Genomic DNA, 21,367 nt, shown 5'->3' with positions numbered 1-21,367 from the left:
GATAAAGGCTTGATAATATCAACTGGATTATCACTGGCAATAGCGATAATTTTATTGGGGATTAATGTTGAATTGACGGCACATGTTAGCTTTGAATGAGAAAAAAAGCTTCAAGAGAAGGTGTTACCAATGCGGTATCAATAAAGTAAAATTTTGCGCCCTGATGTTTTAATTGCGGGATAACAAGATTAAACCCATCTTCAACCTCATTTAAAGAAAATGAAGGCTTTTCAACAACAAACAACAAGTTATCAACATCAACGGTTTTATTTAACTGTTGAATAATTGAAAGATGAGTAGCGACAGGCGTTAATATAAATGCAGCCGCAATTTGCACCTCTACTTTTTGATCAGTTAATTGCTGTTTTTCAGAATGAGTTAATAAAAACTTATCTAAAGACGAGTAACATTGATAATAACCAAAAGTTCCCATTTGCTGCTTTCGTTCATCAAGCGATAATTTACTGGCTTTTGGATCAATAGCAATAATCGTGAAATGTTGGCTTAAATTAATTAATAACTCTTGATAAAGGCCAACAACTGAACTTTGTTGCTCCCCTAACCCACCAAAAACTAATATTATCTTTTCCACGTTAAGCTCACCCTATTAATTCGATATTTCATTAAAGTGATTCAGTATATACCGAAAATAATTGGCGTTGCTAGTCGACGGCAAGTGAGTGAGGCCCCATGAGTATAGCTGTACTCTATGATTGGGGCGAACGAATACAGCCAACAACCTAGTAACTTCAAGTATGAAGGGTATATACCCAAAATAAAAAAACCTCAGCTATTTTCACTTAACTGGTTGTTTAAGTGAAAATAAAAACTGAGGTCTTGATTAAAATTTAAAAGCTTTATCGAAAATTACATTGCTGCAGCAAAGATATCAATAATTTCTTGTTTTGTTGCTTGAACTGGATTAGTAAAACCACATGCATCTTTCAGTGCATTTTGTGCTAATGTTTCAAAATCATCTGTTTTTACATTCAATTCAGTTAAGCCAGAAGGGATCTTCACATCTTGAGAAAGCTGAACAATCGCATTTAATGCAGCCTCTGCCCCTTCTTGAGGAGACATCCCTATCACATCAACGCCCATCGCTTTTGCCACATCAGTTAAACGCTCAGGACAAACTTTTGCGTTATAACGTTGTACGTGTGGTAAAAGGATTGCATTACAAACACCATGAGGTAGGTCATAGAAACCACCCAGTTGATGTGCCATTGCGTGGACATACCCTAAAGATGCATTATTGAATGCCATACCCGCCATAAACTGAGCATAAGCCATCTGCTCACGAGCATTAATATCATCACCGTGCTCAACCGCTGTACGTAGATTTGCTTGAATGAGTTCAATGGCTTTAATCGCAACCGCATCAGTGACTGGGGTCGCGGCGATAGAAACATAAGCTTCAATCGCATGAGTCAATGCATCCATACCCGTTGCGGCTGTTAAAGATGCAGGTTTTGCTAACATTAACTCTGGATCATTAACTGAAATCAAAGGCGTGGTATTTTTATCAACAATAGCCATCTTGATATGACGTTCTTCATCGGTAATGATACAGAATAGTGTCATCTCTGATGCGGTACCTGCCGTTGTATTAATCGCGATGAGAGGTAATTGAGGCTTAACAGACTGATTGACACCTTCATAATCTGCAATGCTGCCCACCATTCGCGGCTAATAACGCAATACCTTTAGCACAATCATGAGGTGAACCACCACCTAGTGAGATCACAAAATCACACTCATTCTCTTTAAGAATAGCTAAACCATCATTGACATTCGTTACCGTTGGATTTGGCTGAGTACCATCAAAGACAGCGGTTTCAACGTTGCGCTCAGTCAGTAACGTTTGTACTTTTGTTACCATGCCTAATTGCATTAAAACATTATCCGTGACAATTAAGCCTTTTTTAAAGCCCTGTGCTTGAATGTTATCGACAGCGTCCGTTAAACAACCTGCACCCATTAGATTTATTGATGGGATGAAAAATGCGCTCATGATTTATACCTTCTTCAATTTTAATGTTTAGCTTCTAATATTGAGCTAAACAAGATAGAAATAGTATAATCACTCTAATCAATTAATATCAACAACTTAATAAATTAAATACCTATTTATAGGTATAGATCACATCTCACAATTAATTATAAATAAACATCAATCAATTGTCTTGTGCTGGATCATCACAAATAAAATATAAATCATCAAGTTATATAATAAGCATAATCTTTTAAGCACTTTTCTCACAGCTAAAGTTATCACGATCTTCTGGTAATATAAGATCTTCAATAACCGGCTCAAATGACACTTTAACATCATGAATAAAACAATCGTGTTTTTCTAATACGACAAGTGCCTCTTTTGAAACTTCGCCTAATACAGTTAATGTTTTATTGCTAATTTCGGCTGGTTCACTAAAAATGATCTTACATAATAAAAGGTGGTGAACGCCATTTATTGGATATGTGTTCATTACATCACATTCCAATTCATCAATTTCATCTAACTCTCGAAGCAATTCTTTATTTAAAATCGTTCTCATTACTTTTCCTTTCTATTGTTTCATCCAGATACAACAGACTTAATTATATATGATAATTAAGTATAAATACACCTGATAAATACATCAAAAAACCGACGGGAATAAATATGATTAATAACAGATTGTTAAAGTGATTTTAATTATTTTATTGATAGCTGTCACAACCTACTTTACTCTGATCGATTAACTCAGTGCCTTCAACGTTATACTGAAAATATCCAAAGTATAAATAAAACCAGTTATGAGTAATCACTGTATCAGTTAACCCAACAATACAAGGATCATGCTTAATTGCATCATCAAATGCTTCTTCTACGTTTGGAGTTCCCAGTGGAAAAATAATAGCAGCGACGGTATCAGTTCCTTTTACCCGCTTTCCTTCAATAAAATCATTCGAGTTCATATTTATATTCTGAGTAGACGCCACCGTTAAATCTGCAACACGCTGGGAACAACCAGTAGTAAAAATCAATGTCATCATTGTTATTACAATAGTCAAAGTCCTGAAATTCATTCATTTTCCTTATTTATTAATAATATTGTTAGTTACCACTATAGGTACTAGTACCTATAGTGTGGCGGTATTTTAATCGTATAAATAAATTAGTCAATAGTTACTTGTACTAGTACTTATAGTTTTTATAAATAAAAAAATACCTCTGTAAATTTACAGAGGTATTTATATTGTTTGTTACTTGTCATCGACTTAATTTAAAGATCTATACTCTTCATACTTGAGGTCGCTAGGTTGTTGGCTGTACTCGTTCGTCCCAATCATAGAGTACACTTATACTCATGGGGCCTCACTCACTTGCCGCCTACTAGCAACGCCAATTATTTTAGGTATAGAACTTTAATAACAAAAAAGTAAATGAATATTTATAAAATTCAGTATGATAAGTATTATTAAGCTATTGGTGGCGTTCCTTCACAATTAGAAACAACGGCATCAATTTGAACTTTTGCCCCTTGTGCAATCGCAGGGACACCGAATACGGTTCTTGCCGGCAAATCTCCACTGAAGAAAGTTGCATACACTTCATTTACCGCATCAAGATCTGTCATATCTCGTAATTGAATATTGATTTTAACGGTATCATCCATCACATGGTCAACACTTTCAATAATCGCTTTAATATTTTCTAAGCATTGTGTAGCCTGCTCTTTTGCCCCACCAGCAACAATTGTATTGGTTTTTGGATCCACTGGAAGCTGCCCAGAGATATGATTATAGTGAGAAAAAGCGACGGTATGAGCATATGGCGCATAAGGTGCAGTCGCGCTATTACTTGATTCGATGATCAAAAGTCGGCTATCTTCTTCAAGTTGTGGAGGCGTTCCATCACCGTGTGAAACAACGGTATCGATCTGGACTAACGCCCCCATTGGTAATGCCGCAACATTTACAAAAGAGCGAGCTGGAGCATAATTAGGGAAGAATTTAGTACAAACCTTATTAATTGCATCAACGTCTGCTAAGTTTTTAACAAAAATCGTTGTTTTAACTGCATCGTTCATCACATGACCGATACTTTCTAAGATAGTTTTAACATTTGTTAAGCACTGCTCTGCTTGATCTTCAACACCGCCATCGACTAACTTTCCAGTTATTACATCAACAGGAAGCTGTGAAGCTAAGTTATTATAGTGCGAGAAAGCAACCGTTTGAGTGTAAAGACCTACAGGCGCGTTATCCGTATTACGTGAAACTTTTATTAATTCACATGGCGCTTGAGGTGCAGTTCCTTCACCATTTGAAATTAATGCATCAATCTGAATTAAAGCATCACTATTAGGTAGTGAATCTACAGCAATAACAGTTCTAGTTGGTAGGTAATCAGTAAAGAAAGTTGCATATGCTTCATTTACTGCATCAAGATTTTCAATATTTCGAACAAATAGTGTTAACTTAACAACATCATCCATTACATGGTCAATACTTTCAACAATGGCTTTAATGTTATTTAAGCATTGTTCAGTTTGTTCTTTTACACCACCAACAACGACCATATTTGTTTTTGGATCTACCGGTAATTGGGCAGAAATATTATTATAATGAGAGAATGCAACTGTTTGAGATGAAAGTGCATTTAATGGTGCATTGTCAGTATTTCTTGAAACCTTGATAATATCATGACTCATTTTAACGACTCCTATTTATTATATTTATACCCTTCATACTTGAAGTCGCTAGGTTGTTGGCTGTATGCGTTCCCCCCAATCATAGAGTACATCTATACTCATGGGGCCCCACTCACTTGCCGCCTACTAACAACGCCAATTATTTTAGGTATATCACTCTAAGATATAAAATTAAGATAGGAAAAACACTCCCTATCACTATTTTTATTGATAAGTTAATAAGAAAAAATTAACGTATATACTCTTCATACTTGAGTATAAAAGCAATATAGTCTGCTTTTTTAAACTTTAATTAAGATTAGGTTACTCCACCTTATGTGAGGTGTTTTATTTTTTAATCTTTACTCTATTTAAACTATTTAAACTATTTACACTTTTTAATACTTCATCATCAAATAACTTATTGCACGTCAGTTAATACAAGCCTTTATTACTTATATAACCAAGGAATTCATTGACATATAAAGAGATCAAATTGATATTTAATTAACTCATAATGATAAAAGTAGTCTCATAATGATAATTAAAAGTTGGATTCTTATTCTACTCATACAAACAGAGGCAACTGTTATTTATTTAAATAAACTGAACTGAACATTTAGAGACGTATATTCTTCATGGTTTTATTTATTATAATTATTAGGTACTTGATGACTTTCTGCGAAATATACTACTCTTAAAAATCGGTTTAAATTTGATTAAAATCAACTTTTAATTCATTGAATATCATTTGATTAAATTTACTTGTTTTTTTTGAGTCAGGTCTAACTTTCCCTGTAACGAATAAATATATTTCATTGAATATACTGATACTAAAGATAATTGGAGTTACTAGTAGGCGGCAGTGAGTGAGGCCCCACCCTTCATATTTTAAATATATTTGATGACTGGGGCGAACAAGAAATAGATTAACGATGAGAAAGCTTTTGCGCTATCTCAATAGCAATCTCTTCATTATTATCTAGATGGCTATCAGACATAGGATAAAGAATCTGTTCTTCTTTCATATTATGTTGCACTAAGATTTCAACCAAACTGATTAAGGCATTTAAGCCATCATTGCTGTTTTCACTGTTAATTGCCGATTGAACGTTCGTCATTAACTGCTTAATCTCAACATGTTCCATCCGCATAACCATTGTCGGTCCTTGTGTCATTCCCGTTTTTTCTTCAAAAGCAGGGAATAACACATCCTCTTCTTGTTCAATGTGGCAATTTAATTCACGTTGAAAGTTTTTCCAATGATTATCCGCCTCTTGCCATTTATCATGATTAATTGCTGACTTCGTCAATTCTAATATTGAATCACATTGATTGTGATGCTGAGTTAATACGGAATAAATAGTAGACATAGCTTGACTCCAAGAGTTATCTTTACTTATCACTATAGTCCGAGTTGAATTATTTGTACTCATTTTTATCTTTCGACTATTGATATTACCTTTATATCATAAAAAACGCCGTTCTTAATGATTCAGAGAATTCATCGAGAACGGCGTTAAATTTAATCAAAAAATAAGAGTGGTTAAATAAACTCTTCAGTATCTATCTCTAGCTGTGTTGTTGCATTATAACGAGTACCAAACACATTTTGATAATTAAATAGGTCGTTAATTTTAGCCAACAAATCTAAAGATAAGCGGTAATTTTGAGCCAGCCAATTCTCTTCTAAATGCTGAAAGTTAGTTGTTCCTGGAAGCGCAATACTATTTGGACATTTAGTTAATGTCCAAGCCAAAGCTAATTGTGCTAATGTTGGTTGAGGTTGTGTACTATTTTCAGCCCCAAATTGAATTAGAAGTGGTTGTAACTGTTCGATTAACCCTAAATTTTGCGTAAAGTTTGGCTCTGAAAACCTAGGCATTGCACGACGGATATCTTTTTCAACAAACTGATTACTTTTAACTTTTCCTGTTAAAATACCACGACCAACAGGGCTGAATGAAACAAAGGTTGTACCTAATTCTTGGCATTTCTCAATAATTGCAATTTCAGGGTTACGAGACCAAAGCGAATATTCAGACTGGACTGCTGCAATAGGATGAACCTGATTGGCTAGGCATAAAGTTTTAGCTGACACTTCAGATAAACCTAAATGCTTTACCTTCCCCTCGTCGACTAAACGAGAAAGCTCTCCAACACTCTCTTCGATAGGTACCGATTTATCCCAGCGATGAAGGTAATAGAGATCAATCACATCGGTATTCAAGCGTTTTAATGAATCTTCGCAATTTTTTCGCAATGTTTTAGGTCGACCATCAATGGTTCGTAACCCATTATCACCTTTAAACATGCCACATTTACTGGCAAGAAAAAACTCATCACGACGATGGCCAACTGCTTTTGCTAATAATTCTTCATTTAATCCAAAACCATAAAGTGCTGCCGTATCCAACATATCATAGCCAAGATCTAATGCTTGATTCAACACCTTCATACCATGTTCCTTGCTTGGTGCAAGGCCATAAGCATGAGAGAGATTCATACAACCTAAAGCAATTGGTGCCAATTTTTTATCTGCAATTTTTGTCATGTCTTAATCCTTATTTTCACGCTATCTTTTCTTACTTGTTCTATTTATACCGAAACTTCATCGTGAGGCGAGTAGATGAATGAACATAACTAACAATCTGGCTTTTCATATATGAAGCTTGTGATTATCTTTATAAACAGAAAACCCCACCAAATAGCATGACTAATGTGGTAGGGTATTTAAATAATGATTCACTAATGATTATTCAATTCTAATAAGAGAAGAAAGTATTGTATTAATTTACTCTGATTCTAATAATTGCTCTAAACCATGAAGTGTTTCCATTGCAGGAAGACAACTAGCAACACTTGAGTTTGGCTCGCGTCCAGTCTTAATTGCATCAAAAAATTCACGATCAATTAATTCAATGCCATTATTAGATACTGCTACACCTTCAAGTGAAATCGGGTTTTCACGGCCATCAAAGAGATCATCATAACGTGCAATATACGTTCCCTCTTCACAAATATAACGGAAGAAAGTACCGAAAGGACCATCATTATTAAACGATAAAGATAAGGTACAGATTGCACCGCTTGGTACTTTCATCCCGATAGACATATCCATTGCAATACCTAATTTCGGATGAATTGGACCTTGCATCGCTTGCAGTTTAGTCGCTTTTTCACCCGTTTGATATTGGAAAAGATCCACAGTGTGGCAAGCGTGATGCCAAAGAAGATGATCCGTCCAGCAACGCTCTTCACCTTTAGCATTCGTATTAGTACGACGAAAGAAATACGTTTGTACATCCATCTGCTGGATATGTAGCTCACCCGCAGCAATTTTATTTTGGATCCACTGGTGACTAGGGTTAAAACGACGAGTATGGCCAGCCATAGCAATTAAGCCACTCTTCTTTTGAGCTTCAACAACTTTATAACTGTCTTCGATATTATCAGCCATTGGGATTTCAACAAGAACATGTTTTCCCGCTTCCATACACTCAATGGCTTGTGCTGCATGCATTTGTGTTGGCGTTGCTAAAATCACCGCATCGACGTCTGGAGACTCTAAAGCCGCCGTTAAGTTAGCATAGCCTACAGGTGGTTGCTCAAACGTTGAAATTAGATCATCTAATTTGTCAAGATCAGGAGAAACAAGCGAAGAAATAGCCACTCCTTCTATCTGCTTTACTGCATCGATATGTTTTAGACCAAAAGCCCCAGTTGCACCAACAATACATACATTCATAACTTATCCTTAAATTATTTTCATTTCTAACTTTTATAACAGTTGAATTTTATTACAATAAATAATTGAGCCTTTTACACAGTAATTTGTAGAATGAATAAAAAGCGCTGTTCGAGTTTTCTAAGCCACTTTTTTGTTGCTAAAAACCTTGTTTACATTTAAATCACTTTTAGAGTCTAAATAAGTATCGACGACTAAACATGCATTATTATTTAAACAAATATTGGGATAGGTCTTTTCTAAATAATGTTTTAAATGCATTTCAACACCGGCCTTTTGTGCCGATTCTAAACACGCTAAAGATAACTCTTTCACGCCTTGATCAATAGCAAGACACCGCTCTCTAATTTCAGTCGCATTCCCTGCAATATTTGAAACAACGTTTACATCAAAGTTAAGCTCAGTCAATTGATCTGCTACTTGTTCTGCTTTTTCACCAGAAATAAGAAGCTCAATGGTTTCTTGTTGGCTGTTTTTTTCGGCATCACAGCCACATCAATATAACTCAACCCTGTCCGTTCAAAGTAGTGTGCAGCTTGTTTCTTCACCACCATAGAGGTCGAACTACAATCTAAATAAAGTTGCTTTTTATGAATATACTGAGCGCAATCTTTGGCAATATCGATGGCTTGAAGATTAGGAACAAAAGAAAAAATCAATTGAGCACTACTCAATGCCTCTTCGAGTACAAAGGTACCTTGAACACCATATTCAATATACTGTAGCAGTATTGCTTCTCGTGTAGATGGGCATTCAGTTTTGATATCATAAGCACTGATGACCTTAGGAAGGCTTTGCTGCCAGTTATTCATAAATGATTTAGCAGTATCATCAAATCCAATCAATGCTACTCTGTTTAACGTCGCCATATCCCTATAAATCCATTTAAAGTAATTGGTTTTAATCTTTAAAAAATAGTAACAGCTACGATAAAAACAAGATAATTAAATAAAACAATAGGGTATTCAATTTTGATAAAAGTTATGCAATATTTTAGCTTATAGCTGTACACCATTGACTCTTAATTGTTGAAGAAATTGATTCTGTGTTTCTGTTGCATACCAGTTTTTTCTTAATGTTAAACCAATGGGTCTTACCTGTTTTCCTGAATTAAATGGAAGAATCGCGAACTGCTGATCTTTCAATTCACGTTCGATCTGATGTTCAGACAAAAGTGCTAATCGGTCACTACCAAGAAGAATTTCTCGGATAAGTACCTGTGAGCTCGCTTCGATTAATCTAGTCGGGATTTCAAGATCTTGTTCAGTAAAAATACTTTCAAACATACTTCTGGCTGGACTGTTTTTACCATACACAACCCAACTGGCTTTTTGCAGATCATCAATAACTAACTTCTGGCTTAATAACGGGTGATCAAAACGACCTACAATCTTATTCTCAGCTTGGAATAACGTTTCTTGTCGAATATCGGTATAAGGTGATGGAAAACGTAATGCACCAATAAGTATATCAATATCACCATTTCTTAATTTATCAAGTAAGTTATTGTATGGGCCATCTATTATGTTGATTGAGCAATCGGGACAGGTATCAAGAAATTGATTAACCGTTTTGGGTAACAAACACGTTCGAGCCAGAGGCAAACAACCTATATTAATCACACTTGAGACAATGTTGTCACAAAGAGTGACCTCTTCTACCCCCTGCTTAATCTCAATAAATGCTAACTTTACCGCTTTAACAAAAAATTTACCGGCTTTACTTATTGAGATTCCGGTACTGGTTTTTTCAAATAAGGTAATATCTAAAATAGATTCGAGATCTTTTGATGACCGATAGACAGATGATTGAGATACCCCAAGAATTCGACTTGCTTCTGTAAAACTCTGACCGTCAGAAACCGCAACCAAAGCCTTCAATTGAGTTGTTGTTATATTAAAAAGATAACGTTGAACAATCGTTTTCCGTTGTCCAGTACCCGCTTTCAAAGATTGGGAGATCCCTTGACTTATTAACTCTAAAGCACGCTCAATTCGAAACGCGAAAGCCTTACCTTGTTTAGTTGGATGCATACCATCAGTCAAGCGTTCAAATAATTCACAATTAATATTATTTTCTAATTTAGAAATGGCTTGAGTAATTGCAGGCTGAGACAAAAAAACCACCTCCGAGGCTTTAGTTATACTCCCTGTATGAACAACCTCAACAATGGCTCTTAAATGGCGAAGATTTGGAATATTAAAATTGTTATTCATTTTTTACTCTCCTTGCTATTTATATATCATCGTAATTTCGATAACTATCAACGTCCTGTTGAACCCTGCAAATAGTAACACTTACCATTAACAAATAAAGAACACGCATGATTCAAGTCATCAATATGTGACAACACGCACGTTATTTGAAAAATATTATTTTACATTATTTGAATAAAATAATTAGGTAAAACATTCTCACAAAAGAAAATAATCACCTGTATTATATGAGTTTTTTAATAGCAACGTGATAAATCCTTAATTTTATCATTGTCTCTTGTTACTAAAAAGTGAATAATACTTTCACTATATGAATTACACACATTTGTTTTTTTAATGTTAATGTTCATCTCATATTGAAAAGGAGATTCAAATGAAACAGACAAAGAAGTTAGCTTTAGCATTGCCTTTAACAATCGGTATTCTTTCTGCAACTCAAGCGAGTGCAAGTATTGATATCACTCTTGCTCACGTCGACTCTCAGGATTGGACAATCTCAAAAAAAGGAGCCGCGACTCAAGTCTTTAAGAACTTAGTTGAAGCAGAATCTAATGGTCGTATCAATGTCAATATCTATCCATCAGGCCAGTTAGGCGGTGAAACTGAGTTATTACAATCAACTCAGGAGGGGATGTTATCAATGACCATGGTATCAGGTGCATTCTCTAAACTTTGTAAAGAAGCAAATGTATTAGAAATCCCATACTTATTCCCTTCTTCTCCCGTTGCTTGGGATGTTTTAGATGGCGAATTTGGTCAAAAGCTTAGCGAAAAATGCCTTAAGACAACGGGTTTAAGAACATTAGCTTATGGTGAAACAGGTTTCCGTCACTTCACTAATTCAAAGCATGAAATTAAGACACCTGCAGATTTAAATGGGTTAAAAATTCGTGTGATGACAACTCCTCTTTATGTTGAAATGTTAAAGGCAGTAGACGCTGAACCAACCCCTATCGCTTTCCCAGAAGTCCCTGCTGCATTAACTACAGGTGTTATTGATGGTCAAGAGAATCCAGTTAGCGTGATTAGTGCTAATAAATTTTATGAACTTCAAAAATTCATCACCTTAGACGGTCATGTTTATAGTACTGACTTCTTATTAATGAACGATGATTTCTACGCTTCACTTTCAGATCAAGATAGATTGATAATTGATCGAGCGGCTAAAATTGCAGGTACAGTGGGAAGAGGTATCCAACAAGTTAACTCGGCTGAAGGTCTTGAAATTTTGGCTGAAAAAGGGATGAAAGTAACAACCTTAACGCCTGCTGAACTTGAACAGTTCCGTGAAAAAACTCAACCACCGGTAATTAAGTGGTTAGGTCAGCAAGTTGATCAACAATGGATTGACAGCGCATTAAATGCAGTAAAAATCGCATCAAAATAAAGTCTAGATCTTGCCTATCTTCTTAACTTAAGCAGATAGGCAAATAACAAGAAGAAGTGAAAAGAATGATTACTCAATATAAAAGAGTGTTAGCGGTTTTATCAGGAACTTCATTATTTGTTCTATTTATGATCATGTTAACCACCACAATTAGCCGTTATTTTTTTAATACCTCAATTTTATGGGGTGAAGAACTTTCCAAATACTCAATGATTTATGGTGTTATGTTTGCAACCTCACTCTGTTATTTAGAGGACCTACATATCAAATTCGCTATTTTAGACAATTTAAAATCAACCGTAATTAAAAAAGCACTGGCGATTGTTATCGATTTATCGGTTTTTGCTAGTTCAATTATCTTAATTTATTCTGGTTATTTATTTGTCATGAAGCGTGGTTTTATTGAATCACCCGGAATTGGTGTCCATATGTACTACTTCCAATCTGCATTAATTATTGGTGGTATTGCTCTTTGTTTAGCGTCATCAATGAAACTCATACAGCACGTCACAAACTATAAGCGTGCCCCTAAACTTTCTCTTTCTCAAAGCGATGTATAAGGAAATACGATGCCTTCTATTTTTCTAATGGGTTCGATGCTATTTATTGGGTTGCCTTTGGTCTTTAGTATCATCTTAGCAATGTCCTTTTATGTATCAAGTACCCCTATTTCTATTAGTTTAATTTCACAACGCATTTTTAGCGGCCTAGATTCATTTTCCATTTTAGCAATTCCTCTTTTTGTTCTAGCCGGTGAGTTAATGAATAAGAGCGGCATTACTGGTCGAATCATTGATTTTGCTAACTCTCTTGTTGGTCATTTTCGTGGTGGTCTTGCACAAGTAAATATCTGGTCTTCAGTGATGTTTGCGGGTATTTCTGGCTCTGCAGTGGCAGATACTTCAGCGTTAGGTCGTGTTTTTATCCCTCAGATGGAAAAAGAAGGTTATAGCAAAGAGTTTTCTTCGGCTTTAACCGCGGCTTCATCCGTTATTGGTCCAATGATTCCACCAAGTATTCCAGTTATCATTTATGCCTTAATTGCCAGTGGTGTCTCTGTTCCTGCTCTATTCTTGGCCGGTATAGTACCAGGTGTTTTATCTGCCATAGCACTCTCTATTTTCGTCTATTTCTATGCCACTCGTCATAATATTAAGAGCCAAGTTGTTCGAACAAGTCGACGTAAAGCATTAGTGAAGGCGTTTATTCCACTCACAATGCCATTGTTTATTTTGGGTTCTATTCTATTTGGTATTGTAACCCCAACTGAGGCTGCTGCATTTGCTGCATTTTATGCACTAACAGTCGGTATGTTTGTCTATAAAACATTAAAAATTAGCGACTTACCTGAAGTATTTGTGCGTTCGATGCGTGATTCATCGATAGTACTTATTTTGATTGCTGTTATCTCTGTTGCAAACTGGATACTAACGTTTTCTCGTGTACCACAATTTATTAGCCAACAAATTTTAAGCACAATTTCAGATCCTGTGATGTTTTTAATTATGGTGAACTTAATCTTACTTGCCGTTGGCCTGGTATTGGAAGGAATTGCAGCAATGCTAATCTTGATTCCAATTTTTCATCCAATTGCAATGAGTTTTGGTATTGACCCGGTCCATTTTGGTATCGTGGTTATATTTAACTTAATGATTGGTTTGATTACACCACCAATGGGTATCTGTCTATTTGTCGCGAATAGTATTTCGAAAGTTGGTATTGCTGCGATATCTCGTCAAGTCATGCCACTGTTTTTACTTGAAGTATTGGTATTGTTCTTTATTACTTTTGTGCCTCAAAGTGTCCTGTTCTTACCGAACTTATTTGGCTATTAGATAAGGAATCATTAAGGTGACTGTATTTAATATACTTCTACCTTTAATGCTAGCTGTTGGTTTGGGATATATCGCAATAAAGAAACAATTCTTTACCGTTTCGTTTCATAAAGAGTTAAGTCGCTTTGTTCTTTATATTGCCATGCCAGCAGTCATTTTTAATAACGTTTCACAACTTAAATTAGACAGTGCAATTAATCTAAACTTTCTTTTGATCTATGCATTAAGCGGCTTAAGTTGTATTTTAATTGCTTTACTCATTGCCCGGCGCTTATTAAAAACATCGTGGAAAGATGCTTATATTAATGCGTTAGGAAGTGGGATGCCGAATAGCGCATTCATTGGTTTTCCTATTGCACTATCAGTGGTTAATGATGTTTATATCCAAGCCTTTATTATGGCCGTTATTGTCGAAAACTTATTGTTCATCCCTCTCTGCTTGATCTTATTAGAGTCAGTTTCAGGGACTAAAACATCGTTATTTAATCAAATAAACATCATTATTAAAAAATTAATTAAGAACCCATTAATCGTCACGATTATTTTTTCAATCACGATTAATTTATTAGGTATTCAATTGCCTTTAGCAATACAAGAGACATTATCCTTACTCTCTAAAAGTGCTATCGCGTTAGCTTTATTTGTTATCGGTGGAGCATTGGCTAATTCACCAAAATTTGACCAAAAAAGACGAGTTTTTTCAGTGATCAGCGTTAAGCTTTTACTTTTCCCTCTGATCGCACTTTTATTAACTCAATATATTTATTTAGAACAAAATTTACAATATGCGCTGATTATTTTTTGTGCTGCACCAATGTTAACTATTTACCCTGTTTTGGGTGCTAACTATGGTCAAGAAAAATTCTGCGCAAACACATTAATTACAGCAACGTTATGTTCAGGAATAACCCTTTCCGTTGTTGTATTTCTTTTATCTTCACCTTTATAACAGTAATAGGTATTTAGACATGGACAAAGTTAGAATATCAGTGGCCGGCGCTGGCCTTATCGGAAAAACTCACATTAAGCTTGTTATTGAAAATGAGCAATGTGAACTCGCCTCTATTGTTGACCCTTCTCCAGCAGCAAAAGATTACGCTAAAGAGCTAGGTGTTGCACTTTATCACGATTTGGATGCTCTTTTTTCTGCGGATAAACCAGATGGAATCATCCTTGCGACGCCTAATAAATTACATGCTATGCAAGCTCATGCCTGTATTGAAGCTGATGTACCTGCAATTATTGAAAAGCCAGTCACTGATTCAATTGATGACGCAATTGAACTCCTTAAACATTCACAACGTGAAAAGAGTAAATTGCTTGTTGGTCATCACCGAGCTTATAGTCCACTACTTGAGACGTCGAAAGAAATTATCCAAAGTGGTGAGTTGGGTAAACTGGTCACCATTATGGGTAGCGCATCTTTCTACAAACCTGACTATTATTTTGATGAAGGGCCTTGGCGTAAAGTAAAAGGTGGTGGCCCTATTTTAATCAATATGATTCATGAAATTGGCAATCTTCGTCATCTGATGGGAGAGATTATTGGTGTTCAGGCTGTTAGCTCTAATAATACTCGTCAGTTTGAAGTAGAAGACAGCGTAGCAATGACATTGCGCTTTGCTAGTGGTGCAATCGGAAGTTTTATTTTATCAGATGCAACCTCAAGCCCTCGTAGTTGGGAGCAGACATCCCAAGAAAATAAAAGTTACGCGACTTATAATCAAGAAGATTGTTATCACATTGCAGGAACAAATGGTTCACTTTCGATTCCTACAATGCAAGTTAAAAGTTTTAATCAAGATGTCACACCTTCTTGGTGGAATGCAATGGAAGAAAAGCAAGTAGAGTTAACTCGCGAAGATCCATTAGCACGTCAGTTAAATCACTTTTGTGCCATTATTCGTGGTGACGAAACAGAACCAACAGTCAGCGTATGGGATGGACTTCAAAATTTATTGGTTATTGATGCAATTATCGATGCTTGTGAGTCAGAGCAATACACACCAGTGCGTGATATTACACCATTATTAGACTAAAAGGCGTTTGATATGAAGTATTCTATTGCAACAGTCTGCCTCTCTGGCACCCTTGAACAAAAAATGCATGCCGCAGCAAAAGCTGGATTTCATGCTATCGAAATTTTTGAAAATGATCTCACACAATACCGAGGATCTGCTGCTGACGTACGTCGTATTGCAGACAGTTTAGGTCTTGAAATATTGGTTCTTCAACCGGTTAGAGATATGGAGGGTATGCCTGACGGTTTACGTGAAAAAAAATTCCATATGTTAGAAAAGAAAATTGAACTTGCTCACCAATTAGGGACTCAACGCCTAATGATGTGTAGTAATACTCAGCCTTATTCATCACCTGACCTTCACCAGTGTGCTGATGATCTTCATAAAATTGCTGAGTTAGCTAAACGAGAAGGCGTTCAACTTGGCTATGAAGCACTTGCTTGGGGTCGTCACATTGCTGACTATGATGATGCATGGAAGCTCGTTAATATGGTTGACCACGACAATCTTGGTATCGTACTCGATACTTTCCACATGTTTGCTCGCGGAAATACTTTAGACACGCTAAAAAATGAGATCCCGGTTGAAAAAATTGCACTTGTTCAAGTTGCCGATGCGCCTAAAATGCAAATGGATATTTTGCAGTATAGTCGCCATTACCGCTGCTTCCCTGGTCAAGGTGATTTTCCTGTTATTGAATTCGTACAGGCACTCAAGGATAAAGGTTTTAATGATTACCTCTCTCATGAAGTCTTTAATGATGAGTTCCGCTCATCGTCACCAATTAAAAAAGCAGTCGATGGTATTCGATCGCTAAAATGGTTAGAAGATCAGACAAATAAAGACGTAATACCGCCGGTTGCTGAAGGAGTTAGTTTTGTCGAGTTTGCAGCCCATGATCGTCTAAACAATCCATTTACGGATGTACTTGAGTCTCTTGGTTTTTGTAAAACTCACCAACATAAAAGTAAAGATGTTGATCTTTACCAAGTTGGTGAGATTAATTTTATTTTCAATTATGAAAAGAATAGCCCTGCAGGGTTACATCTACAGGAGCACGGCGAGTCAGTTTGTGGTTTAGGTTTAGTGACTTCTAATGTCTCAGCTTTGAAGGATCTTGCAATCCGTTATAACGGTTCAACTATTGCACAAACACGACAACAGAATGAGCTCGCTATTCCTACATTAAAAAGTGCCAATAATCTTATGATTAGCCTATTTAATGGTATTGAATCTCATACTTTTTATGAAGTTGATTTCGAAAGAGTTGCAGAACAAAATAGTGATGCAAACTTTAGCCATATTGACCATATGGGACAGGTTGTTGCACCTGCTGATTTCTTATCAAATCTGTTCTTTTATAAATCTATTTTTGGTTTTACTCCAGAAGAAAGTTTTGATCTTCCCGACATTAATGGTTTAATTACTAGCCAAACAATAAAAAGTCCAAACGATAAAGTAAAGATTGCTTTAAATAGCACCAATGCGAAAAAGACAAGCACTCAACGTTTCATCAATGAGTCAAATGGTGCCAGCATTAACCAAATTGCAATTGCCTGTGATGATATTTTCAAAGCGGTTAAGAAGCTGTCTCCCATCTATCAATTGAAGATCCCAAGTAACTATTACTTGGATATTCAAGCGCAATATGATGTATCAGACGAACTTATCGCTAAGCTTCAACAGAATAATATTCTTTATGCTGAGGATGATAAAGGAAGCTTCTTCCACTTTTACACCAAAGAGATGAATGGGTTGTTCTTCGAAGTGGTACAGCGTATCGGTGAGTATAATAAGTATGGTGAAACGAATGCATTTATCCGTTTAGCTGCACAAGCGTCTGCTTATTAATACACATTTTATCTTTAACATAATAACAAACCTTCAAACTATTTATATATACCCCAAGTAATTGGAGTTGCTAGTAGGCGGCAAATCAGTGAGGCCCCATGAGTATAGGTGTACTATATGATTGGGGCGAACGAGTGCAGCCAACAACCTAGCGACTTCACGTATGAAGAGTATATTGGCTTATTTCCCTTGGGCTCTACCTAGCAACCATTGTGCTCTTTTTTTACATAACCTATACCAGCCGTTTATCATAAAAAATGATAATAGATTGAATAGAATAGGCTTAACTAAATCAAAATAACTTGTAATTAATCAACCCACAATGTTACAATTATTGATGATTTGTTAAATATTGGTTTTTTTGTGTCTAGAGTAAAAATAGAAAGTTTTATTGTATTTATCCTTATTGTGTTAATCGCCTTAACGACAAACCTTACGTCAACGGTCTATTCGCCTCTCATGTATGCTTTCAAATTAATTATCTCTATCACAGCCATCATCTCTTATATCCTGATTAGAGAGATTACCCCTTCAATCCTATTATTTATTGCATTGATATTTCGTTACATTCATGGTTTATTCATGTTTGTTTATTTCAATTCGACTTATTGGCAATTCGTTAGCCTTCTTAGTATTGTCTTCTTTTTTTGCCTCTTTGTCGGGACAGTAGATAAAATAAAGCGATATTCAATATCCAAAAATCATAATAAAAAAATCAATGTGCTCATATAGAAAAGCCTGCATTTATCTCACCACTTACTCGTAAGATAAAAGACAGGCTTTAACGATACTTGTGAATAGTTAACCTAATAAAAACTCTATCGCTAACTCATAACCGCGGGTTCCCATTCCAATAATGGTACCGGCTGCTACTGGTGAAATATATGAGTGATGACGGAAACTTTCACGAGCATGGACATTAGAAATATGTACTTCAACAACAGGGACATCAACGCCTTTAATTGCATCATGTAAAGCAATTGAAGTATGTGTGTATGCACCAGGATTAAACACAATCCCCTTACACTCTCCTCGCTTAAATTCTTCACCCGCACGATGAATAGCATTGATTAATTCGCCTTCGATATTATTTTGAAAAGCTTCTGTACCTACATCGTATTTAGCTGCAAGAACTCGACACTTTTCCTCGACATCCGCTAATGTTTCAAAACCATATTGGGTTGGTTCACGAGTGCCTAATAAGTTAAGGTTAGGTCCATTTAAAATGAGTAATTTGCTCACGTTCATTTCCTTTTGGTTTTCAGTTTTATTTTATACCCTTCATCCTGAAGCGACTAGATTATTGGCGTCACTCGTGCATCCGAATCATATAGAACACCTATACTCATGGGGCTTAACTCATTGGCCACTGACTAGCAACTTCAATTATTTTAGGTATAGTTTCAGTTTTGACTAAAATGTTGATCTCTAAACGCTTGTAATTGTTGTTCAGAAATACTTTGGTTTCTATAAGGATATGGGTTTCTAGAAACACATGTACTTATAGAAGGATCATGTTGTATGAATAATTTAAAAGCATCCACAGCTTGATGAAAGAAAAGTTCAAAACCGCTCAACGTTTTAATCCCTTTGCCTTTTGCTTCCTGAATAAAAGCTGTCTCTATTGGTGTATAAACAGCATCAAAAACCCATTGCTGTTTATCTAGCCATTCAGCTAATATCGGTATTCCAGAATAATTGTGATGACCAATAGGCGTGCAGTTTAAAACGCCATTTGCAGACCTCACCGCGGATTCAAGAAGGGTCTTATTAATCACTTTAACCTGTCTATTTTTTAATGGCAGGGTGTGTAAAAAATGTTCAGCTTTCTCTGTATCTTGCTCATAAATAATAATTTCTGATGCTTGCAATGCAATTAACCCATGAATAACAGCCTTACCGACGCCTCCGCAACCAATAACAACAACTTTGCCTGGTTTATTGATACTGGACTGCCGAAAAGCTTGAATAAAGCCCGTATAATCAGTGTTATAGGCTAAAAGTTTTTTATTATGATAGATCAAAGTATTCGCTGCACCAACAACTTTCGCGGAATGATCAATCCAATTTGCAACTTTTATTGCCATTTCTTTATAAGGAAATGTGATATTCATCGCATTAACATTCTGAGAGAGTTGAAACTTAACACAATTTTCAAATACAGAGAACTCTGGCTCACTTAACGGTGACAATTGATAATCTAATGACAACGATAATTCATTCGCTAATTGGTTATGAAAGCTTGGAGCACTTGATTTATCTATATTTATACCAATAAGTCGACACGATATCATAAATACACTCTCCTTTTATCATCAGTTAAAAATAACAGAAAATCGGTCAAATTTATCCATCATTTTTCGCTTATCTCTATTCATTTATTAGAATTTTTTGTATCACTATTAGCTAAACATTTACAATTACTATACAGCTCAAAAAACCACCTCTATCTAAAAATCTTATAGCCTGAAATTAAATTGAAATAGCCCAATCTTATATTGCCTCGTATAGTGTTTGTAATTTCATTAGTTAAGGACGCTAAAAATGATTATTGATTGTCATGGACATTACACTACAACACCACCACAAGTGGGCAAATATCGCGATGCTCAAAAAGAAGCAATAATAAAAGATCCAAGCCATGTTGGTTCTAAAGGAATCATGGTTATTTCAGATGATGAAATCCGTGAAAGTATTATCAATAATCAACTTCGTTTACAAAAAGAGCGTGGAACCGACTTAACTATATTTTCTCCTCGTGCAAGTTGGATGGGTCACCATATCGGCAATGAGCACACCAGTCGCTTTTGGACTGAACATCAAAATGATTTGATCCGCCGAGTATGTGACCTCTTTCCCAATAACTTTGCCCCTGTTGCTCAACTTCCTCAATCGCCTGGTATCTCACCTGAAAAATCAGTCAGTGAATTAGTTCGCTGTGTAGAAGAGATGGACTTTATTGGTTGTAACTTAAATCCTGATACTTCTGGAGGCTCGTTTAAAGATGTCTCTTTGGGCGATCGTGCGTTTTATCCTTTATATGAGAAGATGGTTGAACTAGATGTTCCTGCGATGATCCATGTCAGCGGTTCATGTAACAGTTGTATGCATACCACTTCGTCATATTATCTTGGTGCAGATACCATGGCATTCTCACAACTTATGATGTCTGACGTATTCAAAGATTTCCCTGAATTAAAGATTATTATTCCTCATGGTGGTGGTGCTGTCCCTTATCACTGGGGACGTTTCCGTGGAATGGCTCAAGATATGGGCTTAGCACCACTTGAAGAATTAATGCTTAATAATATCTATTTTGATACTTGCGTTTATCACCAAAAAGGCATTGATCTTTTACTCGATATTTTACCATCAAAAAATATCCTTTTTGCCTCTGAAATGATTGGAGCGGTACGTGGTGTTGATCCATTAACCGGTCATAATTACGATGATACAAAACGTTATATAGATGCATCAACTAAAGTGACTGCGGCAGATAAACAGGCAATATTTGAAGATAATGCTCGCCGAGTATTTAGCCGTTTACAAGCTCCTGCGATAAAAAACTCGGTACAACAGCAGGAAGCGTCAGCAATTATTATCTAGCATTGGTTAAAAAAGGAATTAAAC

At 35.9% G+C, this 21,367-nt stretch carries 19 protein-coding genes and 1 pseudogene; 7 read left to right on the top strand and 13 right to left on the bottom strand.

Annotated elements, in window-relative coordinates:
* Positions 1-85: 85 nt before the first annotated feature.
* The 11 genes and pseudogenes from L0B53_RS12615 to L0B53_RS12565 form a co-directional block, all read right to left on the bottom strand.
* Positions 86-592 (bottom strand): hypothetical protein, encoded by a 507-nt coding sequence (locus tag L0B53_RS12615; RefSeq protein WP_235059964.1) that lies wholly within the window; start codon positions 590-592, stop codon positions 86-88.
* Positions 593-867: 275 nt separating this feature from the next.
* A pseudogene (gene yiaY / locus L0B53_RS12610) lies at positions 868-2,017 on the bottom strand (L-threonine dehydrogenase).
* A gap of 229 nt (positions 2,018-2,246) precedes the next feature.
* Complete coding sequence (locus tag L0B53_RS12605; RefSeq protein ID WP_235059963.1) at positions 2,247-2,558, bottom strand: hypothetical protein; 312 nt, start codon at positions 2,556-2,558, stop codon at positions 2,247-2,249.
* 145 nt (positions 2,559-2,703) lie between these two features.
* Positions 2,704-3,072: a hypothetical protein gene (locus L0B53_RS12600; RefSeq protein ID WP_235059962.1), complete on the bottom strand. Its 369-nt coding sequence runs from the start codon at positions 3,070-3,072 to the stop codon at positions 2,704-2,706.
* A gap of 392 nt (positions 3,073-3,464) precedes the next feature.
* A complete protein-coding gene (locus tag L0B53_RS12595) occupies positions 3,465-4,700 on the bottom strand; it encodes a RidA family protein (RefSeq protein ID WP_235059961.1) in 1,236 nt (411 codons plus the stop codon).
* 908 nt (positions 4,701-5,608) lie between these two features.
* A complete protein-coding gene (locus tag L0B53_RS12590) occupies positions 5,609-6,052 on the bottom strand; it encodes a hemerythrin domain-containing protein (protein WP_235059960.1) in 444 nt (147 codons plus the stop codon).
* Positions 6,053-6,225: 173 nt separating this feature from the next.
* Positions 6,226-7,233, bottom strand: a complete 1,008-nt coding sequence (locus L0B53_RS12585; protein WP_235059959.1) for an aldo/keto reductase — start codon at positions 7,231-7,233, stop codon at positions 6,226-6,228.
* A gap of 240 nt (positions 7,234-7,473) precedes the next feature.
* Positions 7,474-8,427 (bottom strand): Gfo/Idh/MocA family oxidoreductase, encoded by a 954-nt coding sequence (locus tag L0B53_RS12580; RefSeq protein ID WP_235059958.1) that lies wholly within the window; start codon positions 8,425-8,427, stop codon positions 7,474-7,476.
* A gap of 120 nt (positions 8,428-8,547) precedes the next feature.
* Complete coding sequence (locus L0B53_RS12575; RefSeq protein WP_235059957.1) at positions 8,548-8,835, bottom strand: hypothetical protein; 288 nt, start codon at positions 8,833-8,835, stop codon at positions 8,548-8,550.
* 8 nt (positions 8,836-8,843) lie between these two features.
* Complete coding sequence (locus tag L0B53_RS12570; protein WP_235059956.1) at positions 8,844-9,296, bottom strand: NAD(P)-binding domain-containing protein; 453 nt, start codon at positions 9,294-9,296, stop codon at positions 8,844-8,846.
* 129 nt (positions 9,297-9,425) lie between these two features.
* Positions 9,426-10,643, bottom strand: coding sequence for a LysR family transcriptional regulator (locus L0B53_RS12565; protein WP_235059955.1), 1,218 nt, complete (start codon positions 10,641-10,643; stop codon positions 9,426-9,428).
* Between the two features lie 373 nt (positions 10,644-11,016).
* Here L0B53_RS12565 and L0B53_RS12560 point away from each other — a divergent pair, with 373 nt between their 5' ends.
* From L0B53_RS12560 to L0B53_RS12535, 6 genes are all read left to right on the top strand, one after another.
* Positions 11,017-12,030: a DctP family TRAP transporter solute-binding subunit gene (locus L0B53_RS12560; protein ID WP_235059954.1), complete on the top strand. Its 1,014-nt coding sequence runs from the start codon at positions 11,017-11,019 to the stop codon at positions 12,028-12,030.
* A gap of 65 nt (positions 12,031-12,095) precedes the next feature.
* Positions 12,096-12,590, top strand: coding sequence for a TRAP transporter small permease (locus L0B53_RS12555; RefSeq protein ID WP_235059953.1), 495 nt, complete (start codon positions 12,096-12,098; stop codon positions 12,588-12,590).
* Positions 12,591-12,599: 9 nt separating this feature from the next.
* Complete coding sequence (locus L0B53_RS12550) at positions 12,600-13,865, top strand: TRAP transporter large permease (RefSeq protein ID WP_235059952.1); 1,266 nt, start codon at positions 12,600-12,602, stop codon at positions 13,863-13,865.
* 16 nt (positions 13,866-13,881) lie between these two features.
* On the top strand, positions 13,882-14,814 hold the full coding sequence (locus L0B53_RS12545; RefSeq protein ID WP_235059951.1) for an AEC family transporter: 933 nt from the start codon (positions 13,882-13,884) through the stop codon (positions 14,812-14,814).
* Positions 14,815-14,833: 19 nt separating this feature from the next.
* A complete protein-coding gene (locus L0B53_RS12540; RefSeq protein WP_235059950.1) occupies positions 14,834-15,904 on the top strand; it encodes a Gfo/Idh/MocA family protein in 1,071 nt (356 codons plus the stop codon).
* Positions 15,905-15,916: 12 nt separating this feature from the next.
* On the top strand, positions 15,917-17,737 hold the full coding sequence (locus L0B53_RS12535; RefSeq protein ID WP_235059949.1) for a bifunctional sugar phosphate isomerase/epimerase/4-hydroxyphenylpyruvate dioxygenase family protein: 1,821 nt from the start codon (positions 15,917-15,919) through the stop codon (positions 17,735-17,737).
* An 801-nt stretch (positions 17,738-18,538) separates the two neighbouring features.
* Here the strand turns inward: L0B53_RS12535 and aroQ are convergent.
* Both aroQ and L0B53_RS12525 read right to left on the bottom strand, forming a co-directional pair.
* On the bottom strand, positions 18,539-18,979 hold the full coding sequence (gene aroQ / locus L0B53_RS12530; RefSeq protein ID WP_235059948.1) for a type II 3-dehydroquinate dehydratase: 441 nt from the start codon (positions 18,977-18,979) through the stop codon (positions 18,539-18,541).
* 161 nt (positions 18,980-19,140) lie between these two features.
* On the bottom strand, positions 19,141-20,031 hold the full coding sequence (locus L0B53_RS12525; protein ID WP_235059947.1) for a shikimate dehydrogenase: 891 nt from the start codon (positions 20,029-20,031) through the stop codon (positions 19,141-19,143).
* A gap of 250 nt (positions 20,032-20,281) precedes the next feature.
* On the opposite strand from L0B53_RS12525, the gene L0B53_RS12520 reads away from it, so the two are divergent.
* On the top strand, positions 20,282-21,343 hold the full coding sequence (locus L0B53_RS12520; protein ID WP_235059946.1) for an amidohydrolase family protein: 1,062 nt from the start codon (positions 20,282-20,284) through the stop codon (positions 21,341-21,343).
* Positions 21,344-21,367 lie beyond the last annotated feature (24 nt).

Origin of the sequence: Vibrio sp. SS-MA-C1-2, from assembly GCF_021513135.1 — a bacterium.
GTDB lineage: Bacteria > Pseudomonadota > Gammaproteobacteria > Enterobacterales > Vibrionaceae.
Note: the sequence above shows the minus strand (reverse complement) of the source record. Positions and strands in the feature narration are given on the sequence as shown.

Excerpts from the sequence above, each read along its gene's own strand:
- L0B53_RS12580 (WP_235059958.1), bottom strand. The coding sequence starts at position 8,427 with ATGAATGTATGTATTGTTGGTGCAACTGGGGCTTTTGGTCTAAAACAT.
- L0B53_RS12555 (WP_235059953.1), top strand. The coding sequence starts at position 12,096 with ATGATTACTCAATATAAAAGAGTGTTAGCGGTTTTATCAGGAACTTCA.
- L0B53_RS12550 (WP_235059952.1), top strand. The coding sequence starts at position 12,600 with ATGCCTTCTATTTTTCTAATGGGTTCGATGCTATTTATTGGGTTGCCT.
- L0B53_RS12520 (WP_235059946.1), top strand. The coding sequence starts at position 20,282 with ATGATTATTGATTGTCATGGACATTACACTACAACACCACCACAAGTG.
- L0B53_RS12590 (WP_235059960.1), bottom strand. The coding sequence starts at position 6,052 with ATGTCTACTATTTATTCCGTATTAACTCAGCATCACAATCAATGTGAT.
- L0B53_RS12585 (WP_235059959.1), bottom strand. The coding sequence starts at position 7,233 with ATGACAAAAATTGCAGATAAAAAATTGGCACCAATTGCTTTAGGTTGT.
- L0B53_RS12560 (WP_235059954.1), top strand. The coding sequence starts at position 11,017 with ATGAAACAGACAAAGAAGTTAGCTTTAGCATTGCCTTTAACAATCGGT.
- L0B53_RS12565 (WP_235059955.1), bottom strand. The coding sequence starts at position 10,643 with ATGAATAACAATTTTAATATTCCAAATCTTCGCCATTTAAGAGCCATT.
- L0B53_RS12595 (WP_235059961.1), bottom strand. The coding sequence starts at position 4,700 with ATGAGTCATGATATTATCAAGGTTTCAAGAAATACTGACAATGCACCA.
- L0B53_RS12540 (WP_235059950.1), top strand. The coding sequence starts at position 14,834 with ATGGACAAAGTTAGAATATCAGTGGCCGGCGCTGGCCTTATCGGAAAA.
- L0B53_RS12570 (WP_235059956.1), bottom strand. The coding sequence starts at position 9,296 with ATGGCGACGTTAAACAGAGTAGCATTGATTGGATTTGATGATACTGCT.
- L0B53_RS12525 (WP_235059947.1), bottom strand. The coding sequence starts at position 20,031 with ATGATATCGTGTCGACTTATTGGTATAAATATAGATAAATCAAGTGCT.
- L0B53_RS12605 (WP_235059963.1), bottom strand. The coding sequence starts at position 2,558 with ATGAGAACGATTTTAAATAAAGAATTGCTTCGAGAGTTAGATGAAATT.
- L0B53_RS12535 (WP_235059949.1), top strand. The coding sequence starts at position 15,917 with ATGAAGTATTCTATTGCAACAGTCTGCCTCTCTGGCACCCTTGAACAA.
- L0B53_RS12600 (WP_235059962.1), bottom strand. The coding sequence starts at position 3,072 with ATGAATTTCAGGACTTTGACTATTGTAATAACAATGATGACATTGATT.